Genomic DNA, 20,810 nt, shown 5'->3' with positions numbered 1-20,810 from the left:
CGCTTCCGGTCAGGGTCATCCCTGGAGGCCTGATCGGGAATGGAAACACTTTAGCGCATTGGAACGACATATGAGCGACACGCTTACGCTGTCGGCCGAGACGCGCGACCGGGTTGGCAAGGGAGCCTCCCGGGCGCTGCGTCGTGAAGGCCGCGTCCCCGCCGTAATCTATGGCGACAACAAGGAACCGACGAGCATCCATCTGGAAGAGCGCGCGCTGATGAAGGCGCTGCACACCGGCCAGTTCATGGATTCGGTCATCCTGATCGAGGGTCTGGGCGGCGAAGCCGTGCGCACGATCGCCAAGGACGTCGCACTCGACGTCGTGACCGAGCGCCCGGTTCATATCGACTTCCTGCGCTTCAACGGCGAACTGCCCGAAGCGGAGTGAGCCAGTAGCGGCGGCGCTGCGGCCCGGAACGGGTTCGCGCGCCGCACGATACGCGGTACCGACGCCCCTGCACCCCGGTGCGGGGGCGTTTGTCGTTGCGGAGGGATTGAATGACGCAATTGTGGGTAGGCCTCGGCAATCCCGGCCCCGAATATGCGATGAACCGGCACAATGTCGGCTTCATGGCCGCCGATGCCATTGCCGAAGTGCATGGCTTTTCGGCGCCCGCGAAGAAATTCCAGGGCTGGCTGCAGGAAGGGCGGATCGGCGGCGACAAGATCCTGCTGCTCAAGCCCGCAACGTACATGAACGAAAGCGGCCGCGCGATCCGCGCCGCGCTCGACTTCTACAAGCTCGAGCCGGAAGCGGTCACCGTGTTCCATGACGAACTCGACCTCGCGCCGTTCCAGGTCAAGGTGAAGCGCGGCGGCGGGGCTGCCGGACAGAATGGCATCCGCAGCGCGATCGCGCATATCGGCGCGGAGTTTCGCCGCGTGCGCATCGGCATCGGCCATCCGGGGCACAAGGACCGCGTCACCGGCTATGTGCTCGGCAATTATGCCAAGGCGGAGATCGAGGATCTGTCCGACCTGCTCGGCGCGATCGCGGCCGAAGCCGAATGGCTGGCCAAGGGCGATGATGCGCGCTTCATGAACGACATCGCGCTACGCCTGCAGCGCCCCTGAGCGGACACAAAAAAGGCCGGGTTTCCCCGGCCTTTTTCGGTGTTCAGGACGTCGTCGGCCTTACGAAGCGGTGTTCTTCTTGCCGACGACCACGCCGACCGCGCGGCTATCGCCCGCCGCCACGGCGCCGCTGATCGCGAAGCTGATGCCGATCTCACCCGCCTGCGGGCCATAGGCCAGCCCCTGGAAAGTGCCGCCAACCGTGCTGCCCGGGCCGAAGCTGCCGGTGAACTGGTTGCTGCCAACGGGGATCGCGCCGGTGCCGGTGAAGGTGCCATAGGCGACGTTGCCGCCGCTGGTCACCCGCTCAAGGTTCAGCGTCAGCGTGACCAGACCGGTCGCATAGTTGATCGACAGCGTCGCGGTACCGCCCAGCTTGTCGACCGCGCTCGCGCCGGCAGTCGGCGCAATCACCGAACGCCCGGCGATACGCACGGTATAGGTCGCGGTGCCGGTGGTCGGCATGTCGGACAAGACCGTCGGATAGCCGAACACGCCATAGGTGATGCGCTTGGCGCCTGCCGTGCTGTCACCGCGCCACCAGCCGGCATAGCTCGCCCGGGTCAGCGCCAGCGCGCTGTCCGACGTCACCTGTCCGTTCACCGTGTTGTTGAGCAGGTCGAGCTGGGTGAACGCGCCCGGTGTCGTCGGGGCGGTCGATTCGCGCAGCACATATTCGGACACCGCCGGCGCCGGCGGCGTCTGCAGGTCGGCGCCGGTGAAGCGCGCTTCCTCGGTATTCTCGCGCACGACCAGTTCAGCGGTGCTGGTCGAGGTCAGCGACCCCTGCAGCGCCAGGCGGACGCGGTTCGAGAAGGCGTCGGTGCCGGCAACGCCCAGCGTCACCGGACCGGCAACATCGCCGCTATAGCTGGTCGCCGCGCTCACGGTGAAAAACTCCGCCGCGGTATTCGCGCTGATCGGCAGGGTGGCATAGCTGATCGGCGACGGGCTGGCCGATGCGGAGGCCGACGGGCTCGGCGTCGGGGTCGGCGTCGGCGAGGGATCGTCGCTGCCGCTGCAGCCAGCAACGGTCAGTGCCACGGCGGTGCTGGCGATCAGGATGGAACGGCGAATCATACTGCGACTCCTGTTACGTGGTCGTCTGGAAGGCGGGTCGCGCCTGTACGGTCAATGAACAAGCCGCGTTGCCGCGACCATCTCGGCCCTGCGGTAGCGTGACTGGCGGGGAAACGAAAGAGCGGCGGTCGCGGTTTCCCGCGCCCTGCCGCAATCACGGGTCATGCGCCCAGGTCGCGGAGCAGGCCGCGCAGCTGCTGGACCCGGCCGAAGCGGTCGGCGGGGCTCTGCTTGGCCATCGGGCCGATCGCGCCGAATTCCGCGCCGCTCTGGATACAGGTGGTCACTGTCGCATGTGCCTGTGCGCGGTCCCCTTGCGTGAAATCGCGCGCGATATGATCCTGCACCGCCCAGTCGAGATACGCGTCCAGTCCAGCGCGCGACAGTTCGGGCTTGGGCGGATCGGCCGGGATCACCTGATCGCCCAACCGCTGTTCGACCATCCCGCGATAATAATCGAGGAAGATCTGGCTACCGCCCGCCATTGCGCGCGGCACCGGGCTGTCGAGCAGCCGCTCCTGCCACTTGATCGCGGCATAGCAGCGCACATTGAGCGCCAGCGCTTCCTGCAGGTCGCGCGCCTTGCGCGCTGCTTCGGCCTTGGCCTTGGCCTGGGCGGCGGCTTGTTCCTGCGCGCCATTGTCGCCGCAGCCGGCCACTGCCAGCAGCGCAAGCGGTGCAAGGAACCTGATTGCTTTCATCGACTTGCACCCTCTCGCTGGCGAATTCATGGCGCGATGATGACGCCGGGAGGCGCGGTGTCAACCGCATCGCGACTTGCGCCCGGCGCCGCGCCATGCTGTGCGCGCAGGATGACGATCCGCAGCCTGTTCGCCACCCGCTTCTCCGAAACGACGCTCGACGATCCGGCATTGCTGGCAGAACTGGGCGATGCGTGTCGCGATCTGGCGGCCGAAGATCGCGCCGGCCAGCGCTGGTCACGCGACCATGGCTATCGCGGCTATACCAGCTATGCGTCGCTCGACGATCTGCCCGTGCGCGACCCACGCTTTGCCGACCTTGTCCGTCATCTCAACCGCCATGTTGCGCGCTTCGCCGATGCCTGCGCGTTCGATCTGGCGCGCAAGCCGCGGCTCGACAGCCTGTGGGTCAATGTTCTCAAGCCCGGCGGCACCCATTCGGGCCATATCCACCCTCACAGCATCATTTCGGGCACGCTCTATGTCGACGTCCCGCCCGGCGCGGGGATGCTGAAGCTTGAGGATCCGCGCCTGCCGATGATGATGGCCGCCCCGCCCCGCCGCGCCGATGCGGCCGAGGAGCTTCAGGCCTTTGTCTATGCGGCGCCTGCGCCCGGCACGATCTTTCTGTGGGAAAGCTGGCTCCGTCACGAAGTGATGCCCAACGGCGCCAGGGGCGAACGGATCAGCATCAGCTTCAACTATCGCTGACCCTCTGGCCTTTTGCCTGTCTCCGGCGTATCTGCGCGCCTTTCCCGGATCACAGGACCAAGAGACCCATGGGCTTTCGCTGCGGCATTGTCGGCCTTCCCAATGTCGGCAAATCGACGCTGTTCAACGCGCTGACGCAGACTGCGGCGGCACAGGCGGCCAATTATCCTTTCTGCACGATCGAGCCGAATGTCGGCAATGTCGCGGTGCCGGACGACCGGCTGGACGCACTTGCCAAGATCGCCGGATCGCAGAAGATCATCGAAACCCAGCTCGGTTTCGTCGACATCGCCGGCCTGGTGCGCGGCGCGAGCAAGGGCGAGGGTCTGGGCAACCAGTTCCTCGGCAACATCCGTGAGGTGGACGCGATCGTCCATGTCCTGCGCTGTTTCGAGAATGACGACATCCAGCATGTGGACAACAAGGTCGATCCGATCGCCGACGCGGAGACGGTCGAGACCGAACTGATGCTGTCCGACCTCGAGAGCCTCGAAAAGCGCGTGCCGAACCTTCAGAAAAAGGCGGCGCAGGGCGACAAGGAGGCCAAGATCGCCGCAGCGGTGCTGGGCCGCGCGCTCGACCTGCTGCGCGAGGGCAAGCCCGCGCGGCTGGTCGAACCCAATGACGTTGAGGAAGAGCGCGTGCTCAAGCAGGCGCAGCTGATCACCGCCAAGCCGGTGCTGTACGTCTGCAACGTCAATGAAGAACACGCCGCCGACGGCAACGCCTATTCGGCGCGGGTGTTCGAAAAGGCGAAGGCCGAGGGCGCACAGGCCGTCGTCGTCTCCGCCGCGATCGAGGCCGAGATCGCGACCATGCCCGCCGAAGAGCGCGGTGAGTTCCTGGCCGAGCTGGGGCTGACCGAAACCGGCCTCGCCCGCGTGATCCGCGCTGGTTATTCGCTGCTCCACCTGCTGACCTTCTTCACCGTCGGGCCGAAGGAAGCGCGTGCCTGGACCACCCATGTCGGGGCCAAGGCACCGCAGGCAGCGGGCGAAATCCATACCGATTTCGAACGCGGCTTCATCCGCGCCGAAACGATCGCGTTTGATGATTACGTCAAGTTCGGTGGCGAAACCGGCGCGCGCGACAACGGCAAGCTCCGGTCGGAAGGCAAGGAATATGTCGTCCAGGACGGCGACGTGATGCTGTTCCGCTTCAACGTCTGATCGGGCACCTCAGCCGAGATACCGTTTCCGGCGCTCGGCGCTGGCCAGCATCACGACCAGGGTCGCGATGACGAGCAGCCCCGCGACGATCGTCGCGGTGGCGATCTCGGAATGCGCCTGCCCTGCTTTCTGATGGATCGCGAACAGCGCCCACAGGAACGGGATCGGATACCATGGGTTGCCGCCGGTGCCGACCAGTGCCGCCGCGACGATCGCGCCCCCGACCAGCAGGATCGCCGCCGCGATCAGCGGCGCCGGTCCGGGCAGCACGACGCCGTGGAAGTTGAGCGCGGCGGCGATGTTGACGATGGTCGCAGCGGTCAGCCAGCCCGCCAATGCGCTGAGCGGAAGGACTACCGCGAGCCGCTCGGCGAGGGTGAAGGTGGGCGTGCTGGCGAAGACACGCAGGATCGCGAGCAGGTTGACCAACGTGAACACGATGATCAGCACCGAGGGAAAACCGAGGCTGAACAACTGGGTATAGGTGACCCACAGCGCGTTGCCGAGCACGGCCAGCGCGAAATGCCAGCCGATCCGGCGCACCAGTTCGCTGTCGCGATGGCGCGGCAGCAACTGATACACGACATAGACGAGCGTACCGAAATACAGCGGTCCCCAGATCGCGAACGCCCAGCCCGCCGGCGTGATCAGCGTCTGCGTGTCCGCCGATTGTTCGCCGACCGGATTGCCGATGCCGATTGCGGGCAGCAGCGGGGCGAGGATCTGCGCGAGTGCGAAGACGAGCGCGGCGATGGCGCGCATGCGGCTGTCCGGGGCGGATGCGGTCTGGGTCATGGTCCGAGAACCTAAGCGCCCAGAATTGGTTCCGCTAGTGAAACGCCCAGCGAAACGTCTTGGCAATCGCCAGCGTCGATCCGCGCACCAGCGGCAGCGCGACCACCGGACGGTGCAAGCCATGCAGCGCGCGCGCCCAGTCGGGGAGCAGATCGACCGCTGCGGCAAAGATCGCCGCCTGCGCCGGAGCCATCGCCAGATTGGGCGCGGGGTGATCGAGCAGGAAGCGCGCGACCTCACGCGTGCGGTCATCGACCACCAGTTGCGGGCGCATCGCGGTGATCAGCCCCTCCGCCGCGAACCGGCTGCGCGGGATCGGGTCGGCGCCCAGTGCCTGCGCGACGCGCGCTGTCTCGGCATAATAGATGTCCTCCTCCGCGCGGCTGACCGGCACGCCATAACGCTGCCACGCGGCGAGGAAGCTCCACATCTCGGTCACATGCACCCAGGCGAGCAGTTCGGGATCGTCAGCGCGATAGGGCGTGCCATCGGGTAGCACCCCCGCAACCCGCTCATGCACCGCGCGCACCTTGGCGATCGACGCCTCGGCAATGCTGCGTTCGGCATAGGTCGTCTCAGCGATGAAGCGCGCGGTGCGGCGCAGGCGGCCGAGCATGTCCTTGCGGAACGCACTATGGTCCCACACGCCCGCCAGCACCGCCGGGTGCAGCATCTGCAGCAGCAGCGACGCCACCCCGCCGACCATCATCGTCGTCACGTCGCCATGGACGCGCCAGGTGACGCTGTCGCGCGGGAACAGCGCATCGTCGCTGCGCACCACCGGTGCCTCGCCCCTGTTCTGGTCGTTGAACGTCGCGCGGACGACGCCGATCAGGCGGTTGCGCAGTCCGGCGGCGAGATCGGGGGGCGGCATGGTGTGAAGCTAGGTTGTCGCGGGGCGCGCGGCAATGCTAGTGCGACGGGGTGATCTTCCGGCTGCTCATCCTGCTGGCACTTGTGCTCGGCACCGTCCCCGCCCCGGCGGCGGCGGCACCGGCGTGCCATGACATGGTCGAAACGGCGATGCCGATGGAGCATGAGGCGCCCGCTCCGCAGCCGGACAAGGCGCCGGCGATGGGCAAGACGCTGTGCGTCGGCTGCATCGCGCCGTCGACGATGCGCGCCACGGCGGTGGCCACGCCATTGCCGCTGATCGCGCGCCACGATGCCAGCGGCCCGGCCCGCGTGATGACCGGCGCGCTGCTGACGCCCGAGCCGCCCCCTCCGAGCGGGTGATCGCGTACGGGGCCTGACCCCGTTTCCTGATCATTCACGGAGTTTATCACGATGACCTATCGAACGACGTTCGCCGCCGTGCTGGCGGCGACGGCGCTGCCCGTTGCGGCGGCAGCGCAGGACCACGACCACCACATGCCCGCCCCTGCCAAGGCGGAGCATCGGCGCCATGGCGAGCACGCAGCGCCTGCCGCGCCCAAGCCCAACGCCCAGATCGCGTCCGGCACCGCCCTGCTCCCCGCAGCCGAGGGCGGTCAGCATGGCGGGTTGCACGCCACGACCGGCGACTGGATGCTGATGGCGCATGGCTATGCCTGGGGCGCGGTAACCAGCCAAGGCGGCCCGCGCGGCGACGACATGGCATTTGTCCAGAGCATGGGCATGGTCACCGCCAGCCGCCCGCTGAGTGAGTCAGCGCGAATCGAGCTGCGCGGCATGTTCAGCCTCGATCCCCTGATGGGCAAGCGCGGCTATCCCAACCTGTTCGCGGCCGGGGAGACCGCCAATGGCCGCGCGCTGGTCGATCGCCAGCATCCGCACGATTTGTTCATGGAGCTGGCCGCACGGGTCGAGGTCGATGTCGCCCCCGGCGCCACCGCCTTTCTCTATGGCGGCCCGGTCGGCGAACCCGCGCTCGGCCCACCCGCCTTCATGCACCGCCGCTCGGCGCGCTATCAGACGATGTCGCCGATCGCGCATCACTGGTTCGATTCGACCCACATCACCTATGGTGTGGTGACGGCGGGCGTGCGCACGCGCGCATTTCAGCTGGAAGGTTCGGCGTTCAAGGGGCGCGAGCCGGACGAGGAACGCTGGGGCTTCGACCCGATCAAGCTCGATTCGTGGAGCCTGCGCGCGACCTTCACCCCCTCCCCCAACTGGGCGGTGCAGGTCAGCCACGGGCGGCTCGAAAGCCCGGAGGCGCTGCACGGCGGCAATGACGAGGCACGCACCACCGCCAGCGTCCATTATGCGCGCGGCGGCCTGTCCGCGACGCTCGCCTGGTCGGCCAAGAACCGCATCCCCGGCGACGTGCTGAGCGCCTGGGTGGCAGAGGCAAACTGGGACATCGATCCGCGCCACAGCCTGTTCGGTCGCGCCGAACTGGTCCGCAACGACGAGCTGTTCCCCGAGCACAGCCATCCGCTGCACGACCAGCCGTTCCGCGTCGCGCGGTTCGAGGGCGGCTATGCCTATCGCATCCCGCTGAGCGAGAAGGTAACGCTGGCGCTCGGCGGGTCGGTGGCGGCCTATGCCAAGCCCGCCGCGCTCGATCCCTATTACGGGAACAGCCCGGTCAGCGGCACGGCGTTCGCAAAGCTGTCGCTCGGCGACTGACTCGCTTCTGTCATCGAAGCGGGTTAGGCCGCCGCCATGCGTATCCTTTCCTGCGTGGCGGCGGCCAGCTCCGCCCTGTTCCTCAGCGCCTGTGCCCAGACCGCGACAGTCGCCCCGGCCCCTGCCCCAGCTCAGTCCGTTGCCGAAATCCGGCAGCCGGTGACGATCCTGATCGGCATCGACGGGTTCCGTCCCGACTATCTCGACCGCGGGGTGACGCCGGTCCTGTCGGCGCTGGCGCAGGGCGGGGTCCGCGCCACCATGCGCGCCTCCTTCCCGACCAAGACCTTTCCCAATTTCTACACGCTGGTGACCGGCAAGCGCCCGGACCGCCACGGCATCGTCGGCAACCGCTTCGAGGATCCGGCGCGCCCGGGCGAGCGGTTCACGATGCAGTCGGAACAGCCCTATTGGTGGGACCAGGGCGAGCCGGTGTGGCACGCCGCCGAGAAGGCGGGCGTGCAGAGCGCGGTGATGTTCTGGCCCGGCTCGGGGATCGAGCTTGGCGGCACCTACCCGCACGACTGGCAGGCATTCGGCATGGCGGTGAACGGGCGACAGCGCGTCGACGCGATCGTCGACTGGCTGCGCCGTCCCGCAGCAACCCGGCCGAAGCTGCTTGGCCTCTATTTCGACACCGTCGACACCGCCGGGCACCGTTATGGGCCGGATGCCCCCGAAACCAACGCCGCGGTGGCCGAGGTCGACGCGCTGGTCGGGCGCCTCACGCGCGAACTGGCCGGGCTGGGACAGCCTGCCAACCTCGTGTTCGTCGCCGATCACGGCATGGCAGCAACCGACCAGAGCCGGCGAATCCAGCTCGATACCATCGCCGCACCCACCGATTTCCGCACGATCGAGGAAGGTCCCTATGCCGCGATCGAGCCGCAGCCGGGCCGTGAGGCCGCGCTGGCCGCAGCGCTGCTGAAGCCGCATCCGCAGATGGAATGCTGGCGCCGCGCCGACATCCCGGCGCGGCTCCATTATGGCCGCAACCCGCGCGTCGCGTCGTTCCTGTGCCTTGCGCAGATCGGCTGGACGATCACCACGCGGCCCGCCGCCGAACCGCTGCGACCCGGCGGCGCGCATGGCTGGGACCCCGCCGCACCGGAAATGGCCGCGCTGTTCATCGCGCATGGCCCGGCGTTCCGCGCCGGTACGACCCTGCCGGCATTCGACAATATCCATGTCGCGCCGCTGCTGCGGCAGCTCGCCGGGGTGCCGCAGGCGGCCGATGCCGATGGCGACCCGACGGTGCTGGCCCCCGCTCTCAACCGCTGACCCTCTTGCCAAGGCCCGGTTTCGGTCCGAAACCGGGTCCATGATCTATTTTGAAGACATGCAGGTCGGGGATCGCGCCAGCTTCGGATCCTATCCCGTCACGCGCGACGAAGTCCTCGAATTCGCGCAGAAATACGATCCCCAGCCGTTTCACCTCTCTGACGAGGCCGCGGCGCAGACCCATTTTGTACGGCTCGCCGCGAGCGGCTGGCACACTGCGGCGATGACCATGGCGATGCTGGTCGAACAGATGAAGCTGCGCCCCACCGCCAGCCTCGGCGCGGCCGGGATCGACGAATTGCGCTGGATCCGTCCGGTGTTCCCGGGCGACACGCTGCGCTGCGAGACCGAATTGCTCGAAAAGCGCGAATCCGAAAAGCGGCCGGAGATCGGGCGCACCCGCTCGCGCATGCTCGTGTTCAACCAGCAGGACGAACCGGTGCTCAGCTTCATCGCCAACGCGCTGGTTGCGCGCCGTCCGCACACCCCCGACTGATCGCTGCGCCGGGGCCTAGTGCCCCGGAAAGGTCACCAGCGCGGTGACGTGCAGCCCCTCGGCCCGCAGCGCATCGGCCCCGCCCAGATCGGGCAGGTCGATGACGAACGCCGCCTGCGTCACCACCGCCCCGACCTTGCGCAACAGCCGTGCGGCGGCGCGCGCCGTACCGCCGGTGGCGATCAGGTCGTCGATCAGCAGCACGCGCGCACCGGGCGCGACTGCATCGGCATGGATCGCAATGCGGTCAGTGCCATATTCCAGCGCATAGTCCTCCGCCACCGTCGCGCCCGGCAGCTTGCCGTCCTTGCGTACCAGCAGCGTGCCGGCACCCAGCGCCAGCGCAACCGGCGCCGCGAACAGGAACCCGCGCGCCTCGATCCCGGCAACCAGGTCGACCGGCCCGTCCACCGCCTCGACGATCCGCTCGACCGCGCGGGCAAAGCCGGCGGGATCGAGCAGCAGGGTGGTGATGTCGCGGAACAGGATCCCGGGCTTGGGGAAATCGGGGATCGTGCGGATCAGCGCGGCAAGATCGGCATTGGTCGGGGTCATGGCGTCGCTCCCAAGCAAACGGCCCGGGAATCGCTTCCCGGGCCGTCAGGTTTCGGTCTGGTGAAGGTCAGTCCTTCACGTTCCGCCAGATCTGCTTCTTGGCGCCATATGCGAAGAAGCAGAACAGCAGGAGGAAGATCAGCGTGCCGAAGCCGGTCGACTTGCGCACTTCCATCTTCGGCTCGGCGGTCCAGGTCAGGAACGCGGCGACGTCGGCAGCATAGTTCTGCAGCGTCGGCGCGGTGCCGTCGGAATAGGTCACCTGACCGTCCTTCAGCGGCTGTGCCATCGCCAGGTTGAGCGTGTGGAAATAGGGGTTGTAGTGCAGCCCCTCGGGCGTCTTGGCCTCCGGATACTTCTTGAGCAGCTCCGCCGGCTGCGCCTGGTAGCCGGTCAGCAGCGAGTAGATATAGTTGCTGCCGTCCGCGCGGGCCTTCGCCATCAGCGACAGGTCGGGCGGGATCGCGTTGTTGTTCGCGGCCGCCGCGGCGATGTCATTGGCGTAGGGCGACGGGAAGCGATCCGACGGGATGCCGTCGCGGGTCGCCGGCTCACCCGTTTCCGGATTGAGCGAGGGGACCTGGAAGCCCTTGGCGATGGTCTTGATCTGACCTTCGCTATAGCCCAGCGCCGCGAGGTCGCGGAACGAGACGAGCCGCAGCGAGTGGCACGCGGCGCACACTTCCTTGTACACCTGCATGCCGCGCTGAAGCTGGCGCTTGTCATAGGTGCCGAATGCGCCCTCGAACGAGAAGCCGCCTGCGGGGCCCTTCGCATGCTCGTGGAATTCCTCTTCCACCGTCTTGGGCGTGGTCAGCCCGTTGGAGACGGTGTCGAAGATCCCGAGGATCAGGGCGAAGACAAAGCCGAGCCCGACCAAAAATCCGCCGATGCGAACCATTTTCTTATGCCCCTCTTATTCGGCAGCTGCGGTCTGGAGCGGCGACGTGCCACCCTTGCCGGCGAGCACGGCCTCGGTGATCGAGTTCGGCAGCGGGCGCGGACGCTCCATCGCCGAGACGATCGGCAGGATCACCAGGAAATGCAGGAAGTAATAGGCGGTGGCGATCTGACCGATCAGGATCACGCCCGGGGTCGGGGCAGCGCCGCCGACATAGCCAAGCACCAGCACGTCCACCAGCAGCACAATCAGGAACCACTTGTAGGTCGGGCGGTAATTGGCCGAGCGGACCGGCGAATTGTCCAGCCACGGCAGGAAGAACAGCAGCAGGATCGAGCCGAACATCGCCAGCACGCCCCACAGCTTCGCCGGGAACAGGAAGTCGATCGTGAACGATTTGAGGATCGCGTAGAAGGGCAGGAAATACCATTCAGGCACGATGTGCGCCGGGGTCGAGAGCGGGTTGGCCGGAATATAATTGTCCGGGTGACCCAGCAGGTTCGGCGCATAGAAGATCAGCGAACAATAGATCAGCAGCGCCACGCCCACGCCAACGCCATCCTTGGCGGTGTAATAGGGGTGGAACGGGACCGTATCCTGCTCGCTCTTCACCTCGACGCCGGTCGGGTTGTTCGAACCCGGGATGTGCAGCGCCCAGATGTGCAGGATCACCACGCCGAGGATCACGAACGGCAGCAGATAGTGGAGCGAGAAGAAGCGGTTCAGCGCGGCATTGTCCGGCGCGAAGCCGCCCAGCAGCCACACGCGGATGGTTTCGCCGACGCCCGGGATTGCCGAGAAGAAGCCGGTGATCACCTGCGCGCCCCAGAAGCTCATCTGGCCCCAGGGAAGGACATAGCCCATGAACGCGGTGGCCATCATCAGCAGGAAGATGACGACGCCGAGCAGCCACACCATCTCGCGCGGTGCCTTGTACGATCCGTACCACAGGCCGCGGGCGATGTGGATGTACACCACCATCAGGAACATCGATGCGCCGTTGGCATGGGCATAGCGGATCAGCCAGCCCGAGTTCACGTCGCGCATGATATGCTCGACGCTGTCGAACGCGATGCCGGCATTGGCGGCATAATGCATCGCCAGCACGATGCCGGTGACGATCTGCAGCGCCAGGAACATCCCGGCAAGAATGCCGAAGTTCCAGAAATAGTTGAGGTTGCGCGGGACCGGGTAACCGGCGCCGACGGCGTTGTAGACGAAGCGCGGGAGGGGCAGACGCTCGTCCACCCACTTCATCACCGGATTCTTCGGCTCATACTGCTTTGCCCAGGGAAAGCTCATGTCTTGGTGCCCCCTCAGCCGACCCGGATCACGGTGTCGGAAATGAATGCGTATTCGGGAACGACGAGGTTCGTCGGCGCCGGACCGGTGCGGATGCGACCGGCAGTGTCATAGGCCGAGCCGTGGCACGGGCAGAAATAGCCGCCGAACGGCCCCTTATTCTCACCCTCGCCTGCGCCCAGCGGGACGCAACCGAGATGGGTGCACACGCCCAGCGTGACGAGCCAGTTGGCCTTGCCCTCCTTGGTGCGGTCGGCCAGCGTCTGGGGATCGCGCAGGTCGCTGACCGGAGTCGCGTTCGCCTCTTCGATCTCTTTCGGCGTCAGGTTGCGCACGAACAAAGGCTGCTTGCGGAAGGTCGCCTTGACCGACTGGCCCGGCTGAATCGCCGAAATGTCGAGCTCGGTGGTCGACTGGGCGAGCACGTCTGCCGACGGGCTCATCTGGTTGACCAGCGGGAGCGCGATCACGCCCGCGCCGACGCCCGCAAACGCGACCGCGCCGATCGCGAGATAGTCGCGACGACGGGGATCGGCCGGCGCGTCACCCGCGTCGCCCGGAGGAACTGCTTCATCAAGCGTTGCCATGCATCAGCCCTTGCACTTCAATTTCCGGCGCTTGCGCGCCCCTGTCCCGGATAGCGCAGCGCCGTTACGCCACGCCAAGCCCCCCGGATTGCCCCCGGTGGCTGGCGGGCCTGATAGACGGCGCGGGCTGCCTTTGCCAACCGCCTTTTTGACCTGTCGATGACACGCCCGGTTTCGGCACCGGCCCGCTCCTCCATGGGCTCCCCGCTAAGTCCTGCTTTGCGGGGCTGCCCCCACCCGCCCCCCCCTATCATCCTGCCGCCGGTTGGCCGGGTGGCAGAGCGGGTCGGGGTCGCACAGCAAGAGCGCCTTGTGGGCGGTGCGTTCCCTGCACTATCGGAGCATGATGCGTGTTGCCCTGTTTCAGCCCTGTATCGCCGGAAATGTCGGCGCGGTCCTGCGCATCGGCGCCTGCTTCGACACCCAGATCGATCTGATCGAGCCGATGGGCTTCGCGTGGGACGACAAGCGCGTCGCGCGCGCCGGCATGGACTATATCGACCATGTCCGCATCGCCCGGCACCGCGACTGGGATGCGTTTCTGGCCACCGTGAGCAGCCGGATCGTGCTGTTCACCACCAAGGGCGCCGGGCGCTTCGACGCGGCGGCGTATCAGCCCGACGATATCTTGCTGTTCGGATCGGAGGATGCGGGCGTGCCCGACCCTGTCCATGACCGCGCCGATCTGCGCGTGCGCATCCCGATGAAGGCTGAAATGCGCTCCTTGAACCTGTCCGTTTCCGCGGGCATCGCACTGTCCGAAGCACTCCGGCAAACCAAAGGCTATCCGCAATGAACGAACTCGACCCGCAGCAACAGCGCGCCCGCGCCTGGTTCGAGGAACTGCGCGACGCGATCTGTGCCGAGTTCGAGGCGATCGAGCGCGAAGCGGGGTCGGACGCCGCGTTCGACTATCTTGCATGGGACCGCGCCGACCCCTCGGGCGAACCGGGTGGCGGCGGTGTGCGCGGGGTGATGAAGGGGAAGGTATTCGAGAAGGTCGGGGTCAACGTCTCGACCGTCGGCGGCACGTTCGAGGGCGATTTCGCCAAGTCGATCCATGGCGCGGGCGAGGACCCGCGCTTCTTCGCCACCGGCATCAGCCTGGTCGCGCACATGGCCAATCCGCATGTCCCCGCCGTGCACATGAACACCCGCTTCCTCGTGACGACGAAGCGCTGGTTCGGCGGCGGCGCGGATCTGAACCCGCCGATCCCCTATGATGAAGACACGTTGGACTTTCATGCACGGTTGCAGGCGGCATGTGATGTCCGCGACCCGGCGCATTATCCCCGGTTCAAGGCGTGGGCCGACGACTATTTCTACATTCCCCACCGCAATGTCCATCGAGGCGTCGGCGGCATCTTCTACGATCACCTCGAAAGTGACGACATTTCGAAATGGGAGGCGAATTTCGCCTTCACTCAGGATGTCGGCCGCGCGTTCCTCGACATCTTCCCCGCGATCGTCCGCCGCCGCATGGCGACGCCCTTCACCGACGCCGACAAGGCCAGGCAGCTCGAATGGCGCGGTCGCTATGCCGAGTTCAACCTGGTCTATGACCGCGGCACGTTGTTCGGGCTCAAGACCGGCGGCAATATCGACGCGATCCTGATGAGCCTGCCCCCGCTCGCGACATGGAGCTGAGATGGGCCTGATCCCGGTCAAGCCCGGCGAGGTGGCGACGGTCGTCACCAGCCTCGAGATGCTGGAACGCCCCAAACCGCGTCCGATGCCCGATTCGCCACTGCGGCTGGTGCGGTGGAATGCGCCCGCACCCGACACGTATCGCGCGCTATTTGCACGAGTCGGCGCGCCCTGGCTGTGGTTCTCGCGCCTGATCATGGACACCGAGCGGCTGACCGCGATCATCCATGACCCGCAGGTCGAGATCTATGCCGCGGTCGATCCGCGCGGGATCGAGATCGGGATACTCGAGCTGGATTTTCGGCAGGCCGCAACGTGCGAATTGTCGTTTTTCGGGCTCGTGCCCGAACTCGCCGGTCAGGGCCATGGCCGCTGGCTGATGGCGCATGCGTTGATGCGGGGATGGCGACCCGATGTGACGCGACTGTGGGTTCACACCTGCACGCTCGACCACCCACGGGCGCTCGGCTTCTACCGCGCTTCGGGATTCACCCCCTACAGCCGGGCGGTCGAGACCTTTGCCGATCCGCGCGTCACGGGCCATTTGCCCCGCGACGCCGCCCCTCACATCCCGTTGATCGATCCGCCCAGCCGGCGATAGGCCGCGATTCGCACCAGCGTGAAGAAGACGAACGCCGCCGCTCCCGCCGCAGCGACCGGCACCAGCAGAACGGCGTGGACCAGCGGATGCCCGCCCAGCGCGGCGACGATCCCCTGCACCAGGATCAGCAGCACCAGCACCGCTGCGGCAAGTACGACCCCGGTCCCGAAGGCGAGCACTGCCACGCGCCAGCCATTGCCTGCGGAGAGGCGAAAGCCGCGTTCGATCGCCCCGAACAGGCCGCGGGTCGGTTCGGCGACATAGGCCGGTCCCATCAGCCATGTGCGCCCGAAAATATAGACACCGGGCACGATGAACAGCGCAAAACCCAGCTGCAGGATCGCGCCATTGGCCATCACCAGCAGCACCCATGGCAACAGCCGCAGCCCGCTCGCGCGCAGCATCTCCCCGACGCTGCGACCGCGCTGCAGATACAGGTTGAGCAGCATCAGCGTGCCGAATTCAAGCGTGAGCGAAATCGCGACCACGGCGATCAGATTGGCGCTGTAAAAGGCCGACACCGCCGCGCGAATCTGTTCGGGCTGGGCGGCGGGATCGATGGCGATGGTCGTCGCCAGCAGGCCGATCGCGAGCATCGGCAACAGCACGAACACGCCCGCAATCCGCACCATCAGGTCGCGGTCGGTGCGCCACAGGATCACGGCATCGGCAAGCGCCGTCCGAAGCGACAGGGTCATGCGGCGGCAGCCGCCTCCCTGCGGGCGAGCAGCGCGACGTAGAGCTTGGCGAGGAAGGCGGTGCCGAGCACGGTGAAGGCGGTCGACACGGCTCCGCCGACGATCGTGGTGAGCACCGAGGCAAGCGACAATCCATCCTCACCCCGCCCGGCAACAACGAACATGACTGCCCCGAACGCGGTCGTCGCGGCCAGATTGGCGATGACCGATACCACGCCATAGAGGATCAGCACGCCGATGATCTTGAACGCGACCCCGCGTGTGAGCTGCCATGCGCGCGGGATCGCGCGGAGTGCCAGCCGGTCGCCGACAATCGCCGGGAGCACGACGGCAAGCCGCGCGCCGATCCACAACAGCAGCGCAGCGAGCACAAGGCCGTAGAAGAAAATTCCGATCGCGGCCGATGGCGGAATTTTCGGCATGGTGTCCCCTGCCATCGCGGCAAGGTCAACGCCGGCCATAGCAAGGATCGCACCGATCGGGGCAACCGCGACGATGCCCGCAACCAGGATCACGATCATCACCAGCAGCGCCGCCGGAAAGCGGCGCGTCGCCACGCTCGCTGCGCCGCGACCCAGATCCGGGTCGATCGCCAGCGCAGTGATCGCCAGCTGGCCCCAGAACCCGACCAGCGACAACACCAGCACGCCGATGCCCAGCCACGCGCCGACCGCCGGGCTCGCACCCGGCTGAAGCGCGGACAGATTGGCCGACAGGGTTGCCGGGACAAAGATCGCAAGCAGCGCGACCGGCATGATCGCGCCAAGATTGTCGCTCAAAAACTCGGCGGTCCGGTCCCAGACATTACCCATGCTGATCATGCGGTGCATCCCCTTTGGCGCGACCGTTACCCGATCCGGTCGCGCCGCGCCACATGCTTGCACAGCGGCCCGCGGCATCGCATCTGGCAGCGATGGAACTAGTCAATGGCATCGAGTGGCGCGTCTCGCCCGGACGCATCCCCTATCCGGACGCGCTGGCGGACATGGAGGCGCGCGTTGCCGCGATCCAGGCCGGCACCGCGCGCGAACAGGTCTGGCTGCTCGAACATCCGCCTGTCTATACCGCCGGGACCAGTGCAGATCCGGTCGAACTGGTCGATCCGCGCTTTCCCGTGTTCAACACCGGGCGCGGCGGACGCTATACCTATCACGGGCCGGGTCAGCGGATCGGTTATCTGATGCTCGACCTGGCGCAGCGCAACAAGGATGTGCGCTGTTATGTCCACGCGGTCGAAGGCTGGGTGATCGCGGCGCTGGCCGAGCTTGGCATTCGCGCGTTCCGTGCCGACGGGCGCATCGGCATCTGGACCCGCGACGGCGGGCATGAGGCAAAGATCGGCGCGATCGGCGTGCGTGTGCGGCGCTGGGTGACGATGCACGGCTTTGCGGTGAACCTTGACCCGGATCTCAACGATTTTGGCGGAATCGTGCCGTGCGGCTTGCCCGAATTCCCCGTCACCAGCGCCGCGCAGCTCGGAAAAACGATTTCGCCTGAAACTTTCGACGCTGCACTGGCGTTTGCATTTCCGGCCTTTCTCGACGCCGTTGGCGGGGCCTGTAATCGTGCGCCCGAAGGCGGGGCTTGAGGGCGCACCGCGAAGCGTTTAATATCCACTACGGCGCGGGGAATAAGCGGTCCGCCGCCCCGCCATTTTCTAGGGAGCCTCATTTATGCGTGCAGTTTTCACCAAGGTCGTTGCCGGTTCGATGATCGCCAGCGCTGCCCTGCTCGTCTCGGCGTGCGGCGGCACCACTGAGACGGCCGCCGACAACACCACGGTCATGGACGTGAACGCGACCGACGCCGGCGTGATCGACGGCACCGTCAGCGACAACATGACGATGGTCGACGGCGCCACCGGCAACGACGCCGGCATGGCCGCGGACACCGTCGCCAACGACACGATGGGCAACGGCATGTAAGCTGCCCGCGCGGCGGCAATTGCCAGCGATTGGGGCCGTCCGGCGCAGCCGGGCGGCCCCTTTTGCATCAATCCACCGCATGCGCGTCCCGCCTGTCCCATGGCGGGGCGCGGTCCCTTGCACCTGCGCAACGATCCCGTCCCAAAAACCTCTTGGGCGAGGCCGAAAAAGCCCTTAACCCACCGCCAACCGGGTACGAGAGGGATGGTGATGTTGGTTTCGCGTCTGTGTGCAATGGCGGCCCTGGGTGCTGCGACGCTGGCGGCAGCGCCGGCCTCCGCGCAATTCTACTTCCGTGGCCCGGAAATTTCCGGGCCGCGCATCGTCGGCAGTGAGCCCGGCATGCTGGCTCAGCCGCTTCCCGGCGCGACCCCGGGCGAACTGCGTGCGGCAATGGTGTGGAACCTGCGCGCCGCGCTCAACGTCGCCGCGCTGCAATGCCAGTTTGCGCCGACCTTGCGGACGCTGCCGAATTACAACGTCATCCTGAAGGATCACAAAGCCGAGCTGGCCGATTCCTACACGGTGCTGAGCAAATATTTCGCGCGGACGCACAAGACGCCGAAGGCCGGGCAGAACGCGCTCGATCAATATGGCACGCGGGTCTATTCCAGCTACTCGGCAGTCCATGCCCAGCTGACCTTCTGCGCAGCCGCCGACGCCGTATCGAGCGAAGCGGTCTTCACCCCGCGCGGGAAGTTCGGCGACCTTGCGGCCGACCATCTTGCAACGATCCGCAACAGCCTGGTGCGCTGGGGTGAGCAGCAATTCCCCGCCTCGTTCCATGCGCCGCACGAATTCCAGATCCCGGCTGAATTCCGCAACGAAAGCTGCTGGCGCAAGGGTGTGTACGAACCCCGGCGCTGCCGCCCGAAGAAGCGCTGAACGGGTCGTCGAACGACCCGTCGTCTAGCGCAGGCCGATTGCCTTGTGCGCCTGCAGCGTCAGGCGCCAGCGCGGATTGGCCAGCGCGAAGTCCACCGCCGCCTGCACATTGGCGGCGGCGTCGGCATCATCCATCGGCTGAATCAGCAAATGGGCGAAGTCCCAGCGCTCGAGCTCGGCGACATCGGTACCCGCCTGCGGCCACACCAGCTTCAGTTCGTCGCCGCGCCGCTGGACCACGTCGCTGCCGGCCTTGGGGCTGATACACACCCAATCGATGCCGGGGTGCACCGGCAGCGTGCCGTTGCTCTCAATCGCGATGCGGAAGCCGCGCGCGTGCAGCGCATCGACCAGCGCGCCGTCGACCTGCAGCATCGGCTCACCGCCGGTCAGTACGACAAAGCGGCGTTCCTGTCCGTCACCCCAAAATCCCGCGACCGCATCGGCGAGCGCATCGGCATCGCCAAACTTCCCGCCGCCAAGACCATCCGTCCCGACGAACTGCGTGTCGCAGAATTTGCAGATTGCCGTCGCGCGATCCTGCTCGCGCCCCGACCACAGATTGCACCCGGCGAAACGCACGAACACCGCACGCGCACCAGCGTTCACTCCCTCCCCCTGAAGGGTCAGGAACATTTCCTTGACCGCATAGCTCATCGCGACTGCCCTATGCCGAAACGGCGTAGCGGGTGGGATCGGGGATGCCCGCTTCCTCGAACCCCTTGGATCGAAGGCGGCAGCTGTCGCACAGCCCGCAATGCACGCCGCCGGGCGCCGGATCGTAGCATGACCAGCTGAGCCCCAGATTGAGCCCGAGTTCGGTCCCCTTGCGCACAATGTCCGCCTTGCTCATCGTCAGCAGCGGGGCACGGATACGGAACGGATGCCCCTCCACCCCCGCCTTGGTGGCGAGTTCGACGAGCTTTTCGAACCCGTCGATGAATTCCGGGCGGCAATCGGGATAGCCCGAATAATCCAGCGCGTTGACGCCAAGATACAGCTCGCGCGCGCCCATCGCCTCGGCCCAGCCCAGCGCAAGGCTGAGAAAGATCGTGTTGCGCGCGGGAACATAGGTGACCGGAATGTCGTCGCCGACGCCGTCCTTGGGCACGGCAATGTCTGCGGTCAGCGCCGATCCGCCGAACAGCGAAAGGTCGAGCGGGAGGACGATATGCCGCTCAACGCCAAGATCGGCGGCGATCCGGCGCGCGGCGGCCAGCTCGACCTGATGGCGCTGGTTATAGTCAATCGACAGCGCGAGCAGCCGGTGCCCATCGGCGCGCGCGCAGGCAGCGGAAACATAGGAGTCGAGACCGCCCGACACGAGGGCGACGGCATAGCTGGCTTCGGTCATCCGCGCTGCGCTATCGCCTTTGCCGTGACGCGGCAAGAAATCACGCGTCCGCGGTCACCGGCATGCGCCGGTCCGGCGCCCTTCATATTCGAACGAAAATGGCATCCCACGGTTGATGCCCTGGCTTTCGATCCGGATCAGGCGCGGGGTTTCGACAACGATCCGCGTCGATCCGGTGCCGATCCCCGGGCAGCTATAGGTCACCCGGCCGCCAAGCGGACCGTTCTCGACAATGAACCGGGTGCAGGTTGCGCCGCGATGCTGCAGCTGGACCAGCATCTGCGGGTCGGTGACGCACAAGGCGCGGACCGACCCGTCCGGTGCGCGCATCTGCCATTCGCCCCGCTCGATCGCGGCAAGCGCGGTGAGGCCGGGGTCGGCATGGACCGCCGCGAGACCCGCGCCGAGCGGGACAAGACAGGCAAGCGCGCCGAACAGGGGAGCAATGAGTTTCATGTCACCTCCCTAATA

At 66.7% G+C, this 20,810-nt stretch carries 26 protein-coding genes and 1 pseudogene; 14 read left to right on the top strand and 13 right to left on the bottom strand.

The features are described from left to right. Nucleotides 1–70: 70 nt before the first annotated feature. Nucleotides 71–361: pseudogene (rplY, locus tag J2Y54_RS13625) on the top strand (50S ribosomal protein L25); the annotation flags it as partial. Between the two features lie 140 nt (nt 362–501). Continuing rightward, nucleotides 502–1,077, top strand: coding sequence for an aminoacyl-tRNA hydrolase (pth, locus tag J2Y54_RS13620; RefSeq protein WP_310040468.1), 576 nt, complete (start codon nt 502–504; stop codon nt 1,075–1,077). 60 nt (nt 1,078–1,137) lie between these two features. Here pth and J2Y54_RS13615 read toward each other — a convergent pair whose 3' ends face one another. Further along, nucleotides 1,138–2,157 carry a hypothetical protein gene (locus J2Y54_RS13615; protein WP_310040467.1) on the bottom strand — a complete coding sequence of 340 codons (1,020 nt, stop codon included), beginning with the start codon at nt 2,155–2,157 and terminating at the stop codon, nt 1,138–1,140. Between the two features lie 161 nt (nt 2,158–2,318). Further along, nucleotides 2,319–2,858, bottom strand: a complete 540-nt coding sequence (locus J2Y54_RS13610; protein ID WP_310040465.1) for a hypothetical protein — start codon at nt 2,856–2,858, stop codon at nt 2,319–2,321. 111 nt (nt 2,859–2,969) lie between these two features. On the opposite strand from J2Y54_RS13610, the gene J2Y54_RS13605 reads away from it, so the two are divergent. Together J2Y54_RS13605 and ychF are read left to right on the top strand one after the other, a co-directional pair. Next, on the top strand, nt 2,970–3,569 hold the full coding sequence (locus tag J2Y54_RS13605; protein WP_310040464.1) for a TIGR02466 family protein: 600 nt from the start codon (nt 2,970–2,972) through the stop codon (nt 3,567–3,569). Nucleotides 3,570–3,637: 68 nt separating this feature from the next. Further along, on the top strand, nt 3,638–4,738 hold the full coding sequence (ychF, locus tag J2Y54_RS13600) for a redox-regulated ATPase YchF (protein ID WP_310040462.1): 1,101 nt from the start codon (nt 3,638–3,640) through the stop codon (nt 4,736–4,738). A 9-nt stretch (nt 4,739–4,747) separates the two neighbouring features. Here ychF and J2Y54_RS13595 read toward each other — a convergent pair whose 3' ends face one another. Together J2Y54_RS13595 and J2Y54_RS13590 are read right to left on the bottom strand one after the other, a co-directional pair. Then, entirely contained in the window at nt 4,748–5,533 is a 786-nt protein-coding gene (locus J2Y54_RS13595) for a hypothetical protein (protein ID WP_310040459.1), read from the bottom strand. A gap of 34 nt (nt 5,534–5,567) precedes the next feature. Further along, nucleotides 5,568–6,407 carry an oxygenase MpaB family protein gene (locus tag J2Y54_RS13590; protein WP_310040457.1) on the bottom strand — a complete coding sequence of 280 codons (840 nt, stop codon included), beginning with the start codon at nt 6,405–6,407 and terminating at the stop codon, nt 5,568–5,570. Nucleotides 6,408–6,457: 50 nt separating this feature from the next. On the opposite strand from J2Y54_RS13590, the gene J2Y54_RS13585 reads away from it, so the two are divergent. From J2Y54_RS13585 to J2Y54_RS13570, 4 genes are read left to right on the top strand one after another with little or no spacing between them, the layout of a single operon-like run. After that, nucleotides 6,458–6,769 carry a hypothetical protein gene (locus J2Y54_RS13585; RefSeq protein WP_310040454.1) on the top strand — a complete coding sequence of 104 codons (312 nt, stop codon included), beginning with the start codon at nt 6,458–6,460 and terminating at the stop codon, nt 6,767–6,769. Between the two features lie 51 nt (nt 6,770–6,820). Continuing rightward, complete coding sequence (locus J2Y54_RS13580) at nt 6,821–8,107, top strand: hypothetical protein (protein ID WP_310040452.1); 1,287 nt, start codon at nt 6,821–6,823, stop codon at nt 8,105–8,107. Nucleotides 8,108–8,143: 36 nt separating this feature from the next. Continuing rightward, nucleotides 8,144–9,388, top strand: coding sequence for an ectonucleotide pyrophosphatase/phosphodiesterase (locus J2Y54_RS13575; protein WP_310040450.1), 1,245 nt, complete (start codon nt 8,144–8,146; stop codon nt 9,386–9,388). A gap of 40 nt (nt 9,389–9,428) precedes the next feature. Next, the gene (locus J2Y54_RS13570) at nt 9,429–9,884 is read left to right on the top strand and encodes a MaoC family dehydratase (protein ID WP_310040449.1); all 456 of its coding nucleotides are present in this window, start codon (nt 9,429–9,431) and stop codon (nt 9,882–9,884) included. A 15-nt stretch (nt 9,885–9,899) separates the two neighbouring features. Here J2Y54_RS13570 and J2Y54_RS13565 read toward each other — a convergent pair whose 3' ends face one another. The 4 genes from J2Y54_RS13565 to petA all read right to left on the bottom strand — a co-directional run bounded on the left by J2Y54_RS13565 (nt 9,900) and on the right by petA (nt 13,229). Beyond that, nucleotides 9,900–10,439, bottom strand: a complete 540-nt coding sequence (locus tag J2Y54_RS13565) for an adenine phosphoribosyltransferase (protein ID WP_310040447.1) — start codon at nt 10,437–10,439, stop codon at nt 9,900–9,902. Between the two features lie 67 nt (nt 10,440–10,506). After that, the gene (locus J2Y54_RS13560) at nt 10,507–11,340 is read right to left on the bottom strand and encodes a cytochrome c1 (protein WP_310040444.1); all 834 of its coding nucleotides are present in this window, start codon (nt 11,338–11,340) and stop codon (nt 10,507–10,509) included. A gap of 15 nt (nt 11,341–11,355) precedes the next feature. Continuing rightward, on the bottom strand, nt 11,356–12,642 hold the full coding sequence (locus tag J2Y54_RS13555) for a cytochrome b/b6 (protein WP_310040442.1): 1,287 nt from the start codon (nt 12,640–12,642) through the stop codon (nt 11,356–11,358). Between the two features lie 14 nt (nt 12,643–12,656). Next, nucleotides 12,657–13,229 (bottom strand): ubiquinol-cytochrome c reductase iron-sulfur subunit, encoded by a 573-nt coding sequence (gene petA / locus J2Y54_RS13550; RefSeq protein ID WP_310040440.1) that lies wholly within the window; start codon nt 13,227–13,229, stop codon nt 12,657–12,659. Between the two features lie 346 nt (nt 13,230–13,575). Between petA and J2Y54_RS13545 the strand changes: the two genes are divergently transcribed. The 3 genes from J2Y54_RS13545 to J2Y54_RS13535 are packed head-to-tail and all read left to right on the top strand — an operon-like array spanning nt 13,576 to nt 15,477. Next, a complete protein-coding gene (locus tag J2Y54_RS13545) occupies nt 13,576–14,025 on the top strand; it encodes a tRNA (cytidine(34)-2'-O)-methyltransferase (RefSeq protein WP_310040438.1) in 450 nt (149 codons plus the stop codon). Further along, a complete protein-coding gene (hemF, locus tag J2Y54_RS13540) occupies nt 14,022–14,876 on the top strand; it encodes an oxygen-dependent coproporphyrinogen oxidase (RefSeq protein ID WP_310040437.1) in 855 nt (284 codons plus the stop codon). The genes J2Y54_RS13545 and hemF overlap by 4 nt, the downstream gene beginning before the upstream one ends. A gap of 1 nt (nt 14,877) precedes the next feature. Continuing rightward, a complete protein-coding gene (locus J2Y54_RS13535) occupies nt 14,878–15,477 on the top strand; it encodes a GNAT family N-acetyltransferase (RefSeq protein ID WP_310040435.1) in 600 nt (199 codons plus the stop codon). Here the strand turns inward: J2Y54_RS13535 and J2Y54_RS13530 are convergent. Together J2Y54_RS13530 and J2Y54_RS13525 are read right to left on the bottom strand one after the other, a co-directional pair. Next, nucleotides 15,441–16,175: a hypothetical protein gene (locus J2Y54_RS13530; protein WP_310040433.1), complete on the bottom strand. Its 735-nt coding sequence runs from the start codon at nt 16,173–16,175 to the stop codon at nt 15,441–15,443. The two genes, J2Y54_RS13535 and J2Y54_RS13530, sit on opposite strands and share 37 nt — an antisense overlap. Continuing rightward, a complete protein-coding gene (locus J2Y54_RS13525) occupies nt 16,172–16,996 on the bottom strand; it encodes a hypothetical protein (RefSeq protein ID WP_310040432.1) in 825 nt (274 codons plus the stop codon). Before J2Y54_RS13525 ends, J2Y54_RS13530 begins: the two co-directional genes overlap by 4 nt. A 92-nt stretch (nt 16,997–17,088) precedes the next feature. On the opposite strand from J2Y54_RS13525, the gene lipB reads away from it, so the two are divergent. The 3 genes from lipB (at nt 17,089) to J2Y54_RS13510 (ending at nt 18,985) form a co-directional block, all read left to right on the top strand. Next, on the top strand, nt 17,089–17,763 hold the full coding sequence (lipB, locus tag J2Y54_RS13520; protein WP_310040429.1) for a lipoyl(octanoyl) transferase LipB: 675 nt from the start codon (nt 17,089–17,091) through the stop codon (nt 17,761–17,763). Nucleotides 17,764–17,848: 85 nt separating this feature from the next. Further along, on the top strand, nt 17,849–18,100 hold the full coding sequence (locus tag J2Y54_RS13515; protein WP_310040428.1) for a hypothetical protein: 252 nt from the start codon (nt 17,849–17,851) through the stop codon (nt 18,098–18,100). A gap of 234 nt (nt 18,101–18,334) precedes the next feature. Further along, on the top strand, nt 18,335–18,985 hold the full coding sequence (locus J2Y54_RS13510; RefSeq protein ID WP_310040425.1) for a hypothetical protein: 651 nt from the start codon (nt 18,335–18,337) through the stop codon (nt 18,983–18,985). Between the two features lie 24 nt (nt 18,986–19,009). Here J2Y54_RS13510 and queE read toward each other — a convergent pair whose 3' ends face one another. Genes queE through J2Y54_RS13495 form a run of 3 tightly spaced genes read right to left on the bottom strand, consistent with a single transcriptional unit; the run spans nt 19,010 to nt 20,795 of the window. Continuing rightward, nucleotides 19,010–19,642, bottom strand: coding sequence for a 7-carboxy-7-deazaguanine synthase (gene queE, locus J2Y54_RS13505; protein ID WP_310040423.1), 633 nt, complete (start codon nt 19,640–19,642; stop codon nt 19,010–19,012). A gap of 10 nt (nt 19,643–19,652) precedes the next feature. Then, nucleotides 19,653–20,339, bottom strand: a complete 687-nt coding sequence (gene queC / locus J2Y54_RS13500) for a 7-cyano-7-deazaguanine synthase QueC (protein ID WP_310040421.1) — start codon at nt 20,337–20,339, stop codon at nt 19,653–19,655. Between the two features lie 54 nt (nt 20,340–20,393). Beyond that, nucleotides 20,394–20,795 (bottom strand): hypothetical protein, encoded by a 402-nt coding sequence (locus J2Y54_RS13495; RefSeq protein ID WP_310040419.1) that lies wholly within the window; start codon nt 20,793–20,795, stop codon nt 20,394–20,396. Between the last annotated feature and the right edge of the window lie 15 nt (nt 20,796–20,810).

The sequence above is a fragment of the Sphingomonas sp. BE123 genome, from assembly GCF_031456015.1.
GTDB lineage: Bacteria > Pseudomonadota > Alphaproteobacteria > Sphingomonadales > Sphingomonadaceae > Sphingomonas.
The sequence above is the reverse complement of the archived record's forward strand: the minus strand, read 5'-3'. Positions and strand labels throughout refer to the sequence as shown.

What these genes read in the sequence shown, in the direction of transcription:
- hemF (WP_310040437.1), top strand. Translation starts at nt 14,022, where the DNA reads ATGAACGAACTCGACCCGCAGCAACAGCGCGCCCGCGCCTGGTTCGAG.
- J2Y54_RS13555 (WP_310040442.1), bottom strand. Translation starts at nt 12,642, where the DNA reads ATGAGCTTTCCCTGGGCAAAGCAGTATGAGCCGAAGAATCCGGTGATG.
- J2Y54_RS13570 (WP_310040449.1), top strand. Translation starts at nt 9,429, where the DNA reads ATGATCTATTTTGAAGACATGCAGGTCGGGGATCGCGCCAGCTTCGGA.
- J2Y54_RS13605 (WP_310040464.1), top strand. Translation starts at nt 2,970, where the DNA reads ATGACGATCCGCAGCCTGTTCGCCACCCGCTTCTCCGAAACGACGCTC.
- J2Y54_RS13525 (WP_310040432.1), bottom strand. Translation starts at nt 16,996, where the DNA reads ATGATCAGCATGGGTAATGTCTGGGACCGGACCGCCGAGTTTTTGAGC.
- J2Y54_RS13515 (WP_310040428.1), top strand. Translation starts at nt 17,849, where the DNA reads ATGCGTGCAGTTTTCACCAAGGTCGTTGCCGGTTCGATGATCGCCAGC.
- ychF (WP_310040462.1), top strand. Translation starts at nt 3,638, where the DNA reads ATGGGCTTTCGCTGCGGCATTGTCGGCCTTCCCAATGTCGGCAAATCG.
- J2Y54_RS13530 (WP_310040433.1), bottom strand. Translation starts at nt 16,175, where the DNA reads ATGACCCTGTCGCTTCGGACGGCGCTTGCCGATGCCGTGATCCTGTGG.
- J2Y54_RS13615 (WP_310040467.1), bottom strand. Translation starts at nt 2,157, where the DNA reads ATGATTCGCCGTTCCATCCTGATCGCCAGCACCGCCGTGGCACTGACC.
- J2Y54_RS13590 (WP_310040457.1), bottom strand. Translation starts at nt 6,407, where the DNA reads ATGCCGCCCCCCGATCTCGCCGCCGGACTGCGCAACCGCCTGATCGGC.
- J2Y54_RS13565 (WP_310040447.1), bottom strand. Translation starts at nt 10,439, where the DNA reads ATGACCCCGACCAATGCCGATCTTGCCGCGCTGATCCGCACGATCCCC.
- J2Y54_RS13545 (WP_310040438.1), top strand. Translation starts at nt 13,576, where the DNA reads ATGCGTGTTGCCCTGTTTCAGCCCTGTATCGCCGGAAATGTCGGCGCG.
- J2Y54_RS13535 (WP_310040435.1), top strand. Translation starts at nt 14,878, where the DNA reads ATGGGCCTGATCCCGGTCAAGCCCGGCGAGGTGGCGACGGTCGTCACC.
- queE (WP_310040423.1), bottom strand. Translation starts at nt 19,642, where the DNA reads ATGAGCTATGCGGTCAAGGAAATGTTCCTGACCCTTCAGGGGGAGGGA.
- petA (WP_310040440.1), bottom strand. Translation starts at nt 13,229, where the DNA reads ATGGCAACGCTTGATGAAGCAGTTCCTCCGGGCGACGCGGGTGACGCG.
- J2Y54_RS13610 (WP_310040465.1), bottom strand. Translation starts at nt 2,858, where the DNA reads ATGAAAGCAATCAGGTTCCTTGCACCGCTTGCGCTGCTGGCAGTGGCC.
- J2Y54_RS13560 (WP_310040444.1), bottom strand. Translation starts at nt 11,340, where the DNA reads ATGGTTCGCATCGGCGGATTTTTGGTCGGGCTCGGCTTTGTCTTCGCC.
- J2Y54_RS13580 (WP_310040452.1), top strand. Translation starts at nt 6,821, where the DNA reads ATGACCTATCGAACGACGTTCGCCGCCGTGCTGGCGGCGACGGCGCTG.
- J2Y54_RS13495 (WP_310040419.1), bottom strand. Translation starts at nt 20,795, where the DNA reads ATGAAACTCATTGCTCCCCTGTTCGGCGCGCTTGCCTGTCTTGTCCCG.
- J2Y54_RS13595 (WP_310040459.1), bottom strand. Translation starts at nt 5,533, where the DNA reads ATGACCCAGACCGCATCCGCCCCGGACAGCCGCATGCGCGCCATCGCC.
- J2Y54_RS13510 (WP_310040425.1), top strand. Translation starts at nt 18,335, where the DNA reads ATGGCGGCCCTGGGTGCTGCGACGCTGGCGGCAGCGCCGGCCTCCGCG.
- J2Y54_RS13575 (WP_310040450.1), top strand. Translation starts at nt 8,144, where the DNA reads ATGCGTATCCTTTCCTGCGTGGCGGCGGCCAGCTCCGCCCTGTTCCTC.
- pth (WP_310040468.1), top strand. Translation starts at nt 502, where the DNA reads ATGACGCAATTGTGGGTAGGCCTCGGCAATCCCGGCCCCGAATATGCG.
- queC (WP_310040421.1), bottom strand. Translation starts at nt 20,339, where the DNA reads ATGACCGAAGCCAGCTATGCCGTCGCCCTCGTGTCGGGCGGTCTCGAC.
- lipB (WP_310040429.1), top strand. Translation starts at nt 17,089, where the DNA reads ATGGAACTAGTCAATGGCATCGAGTGGCGCGTCTCGCCCGGACGCATC.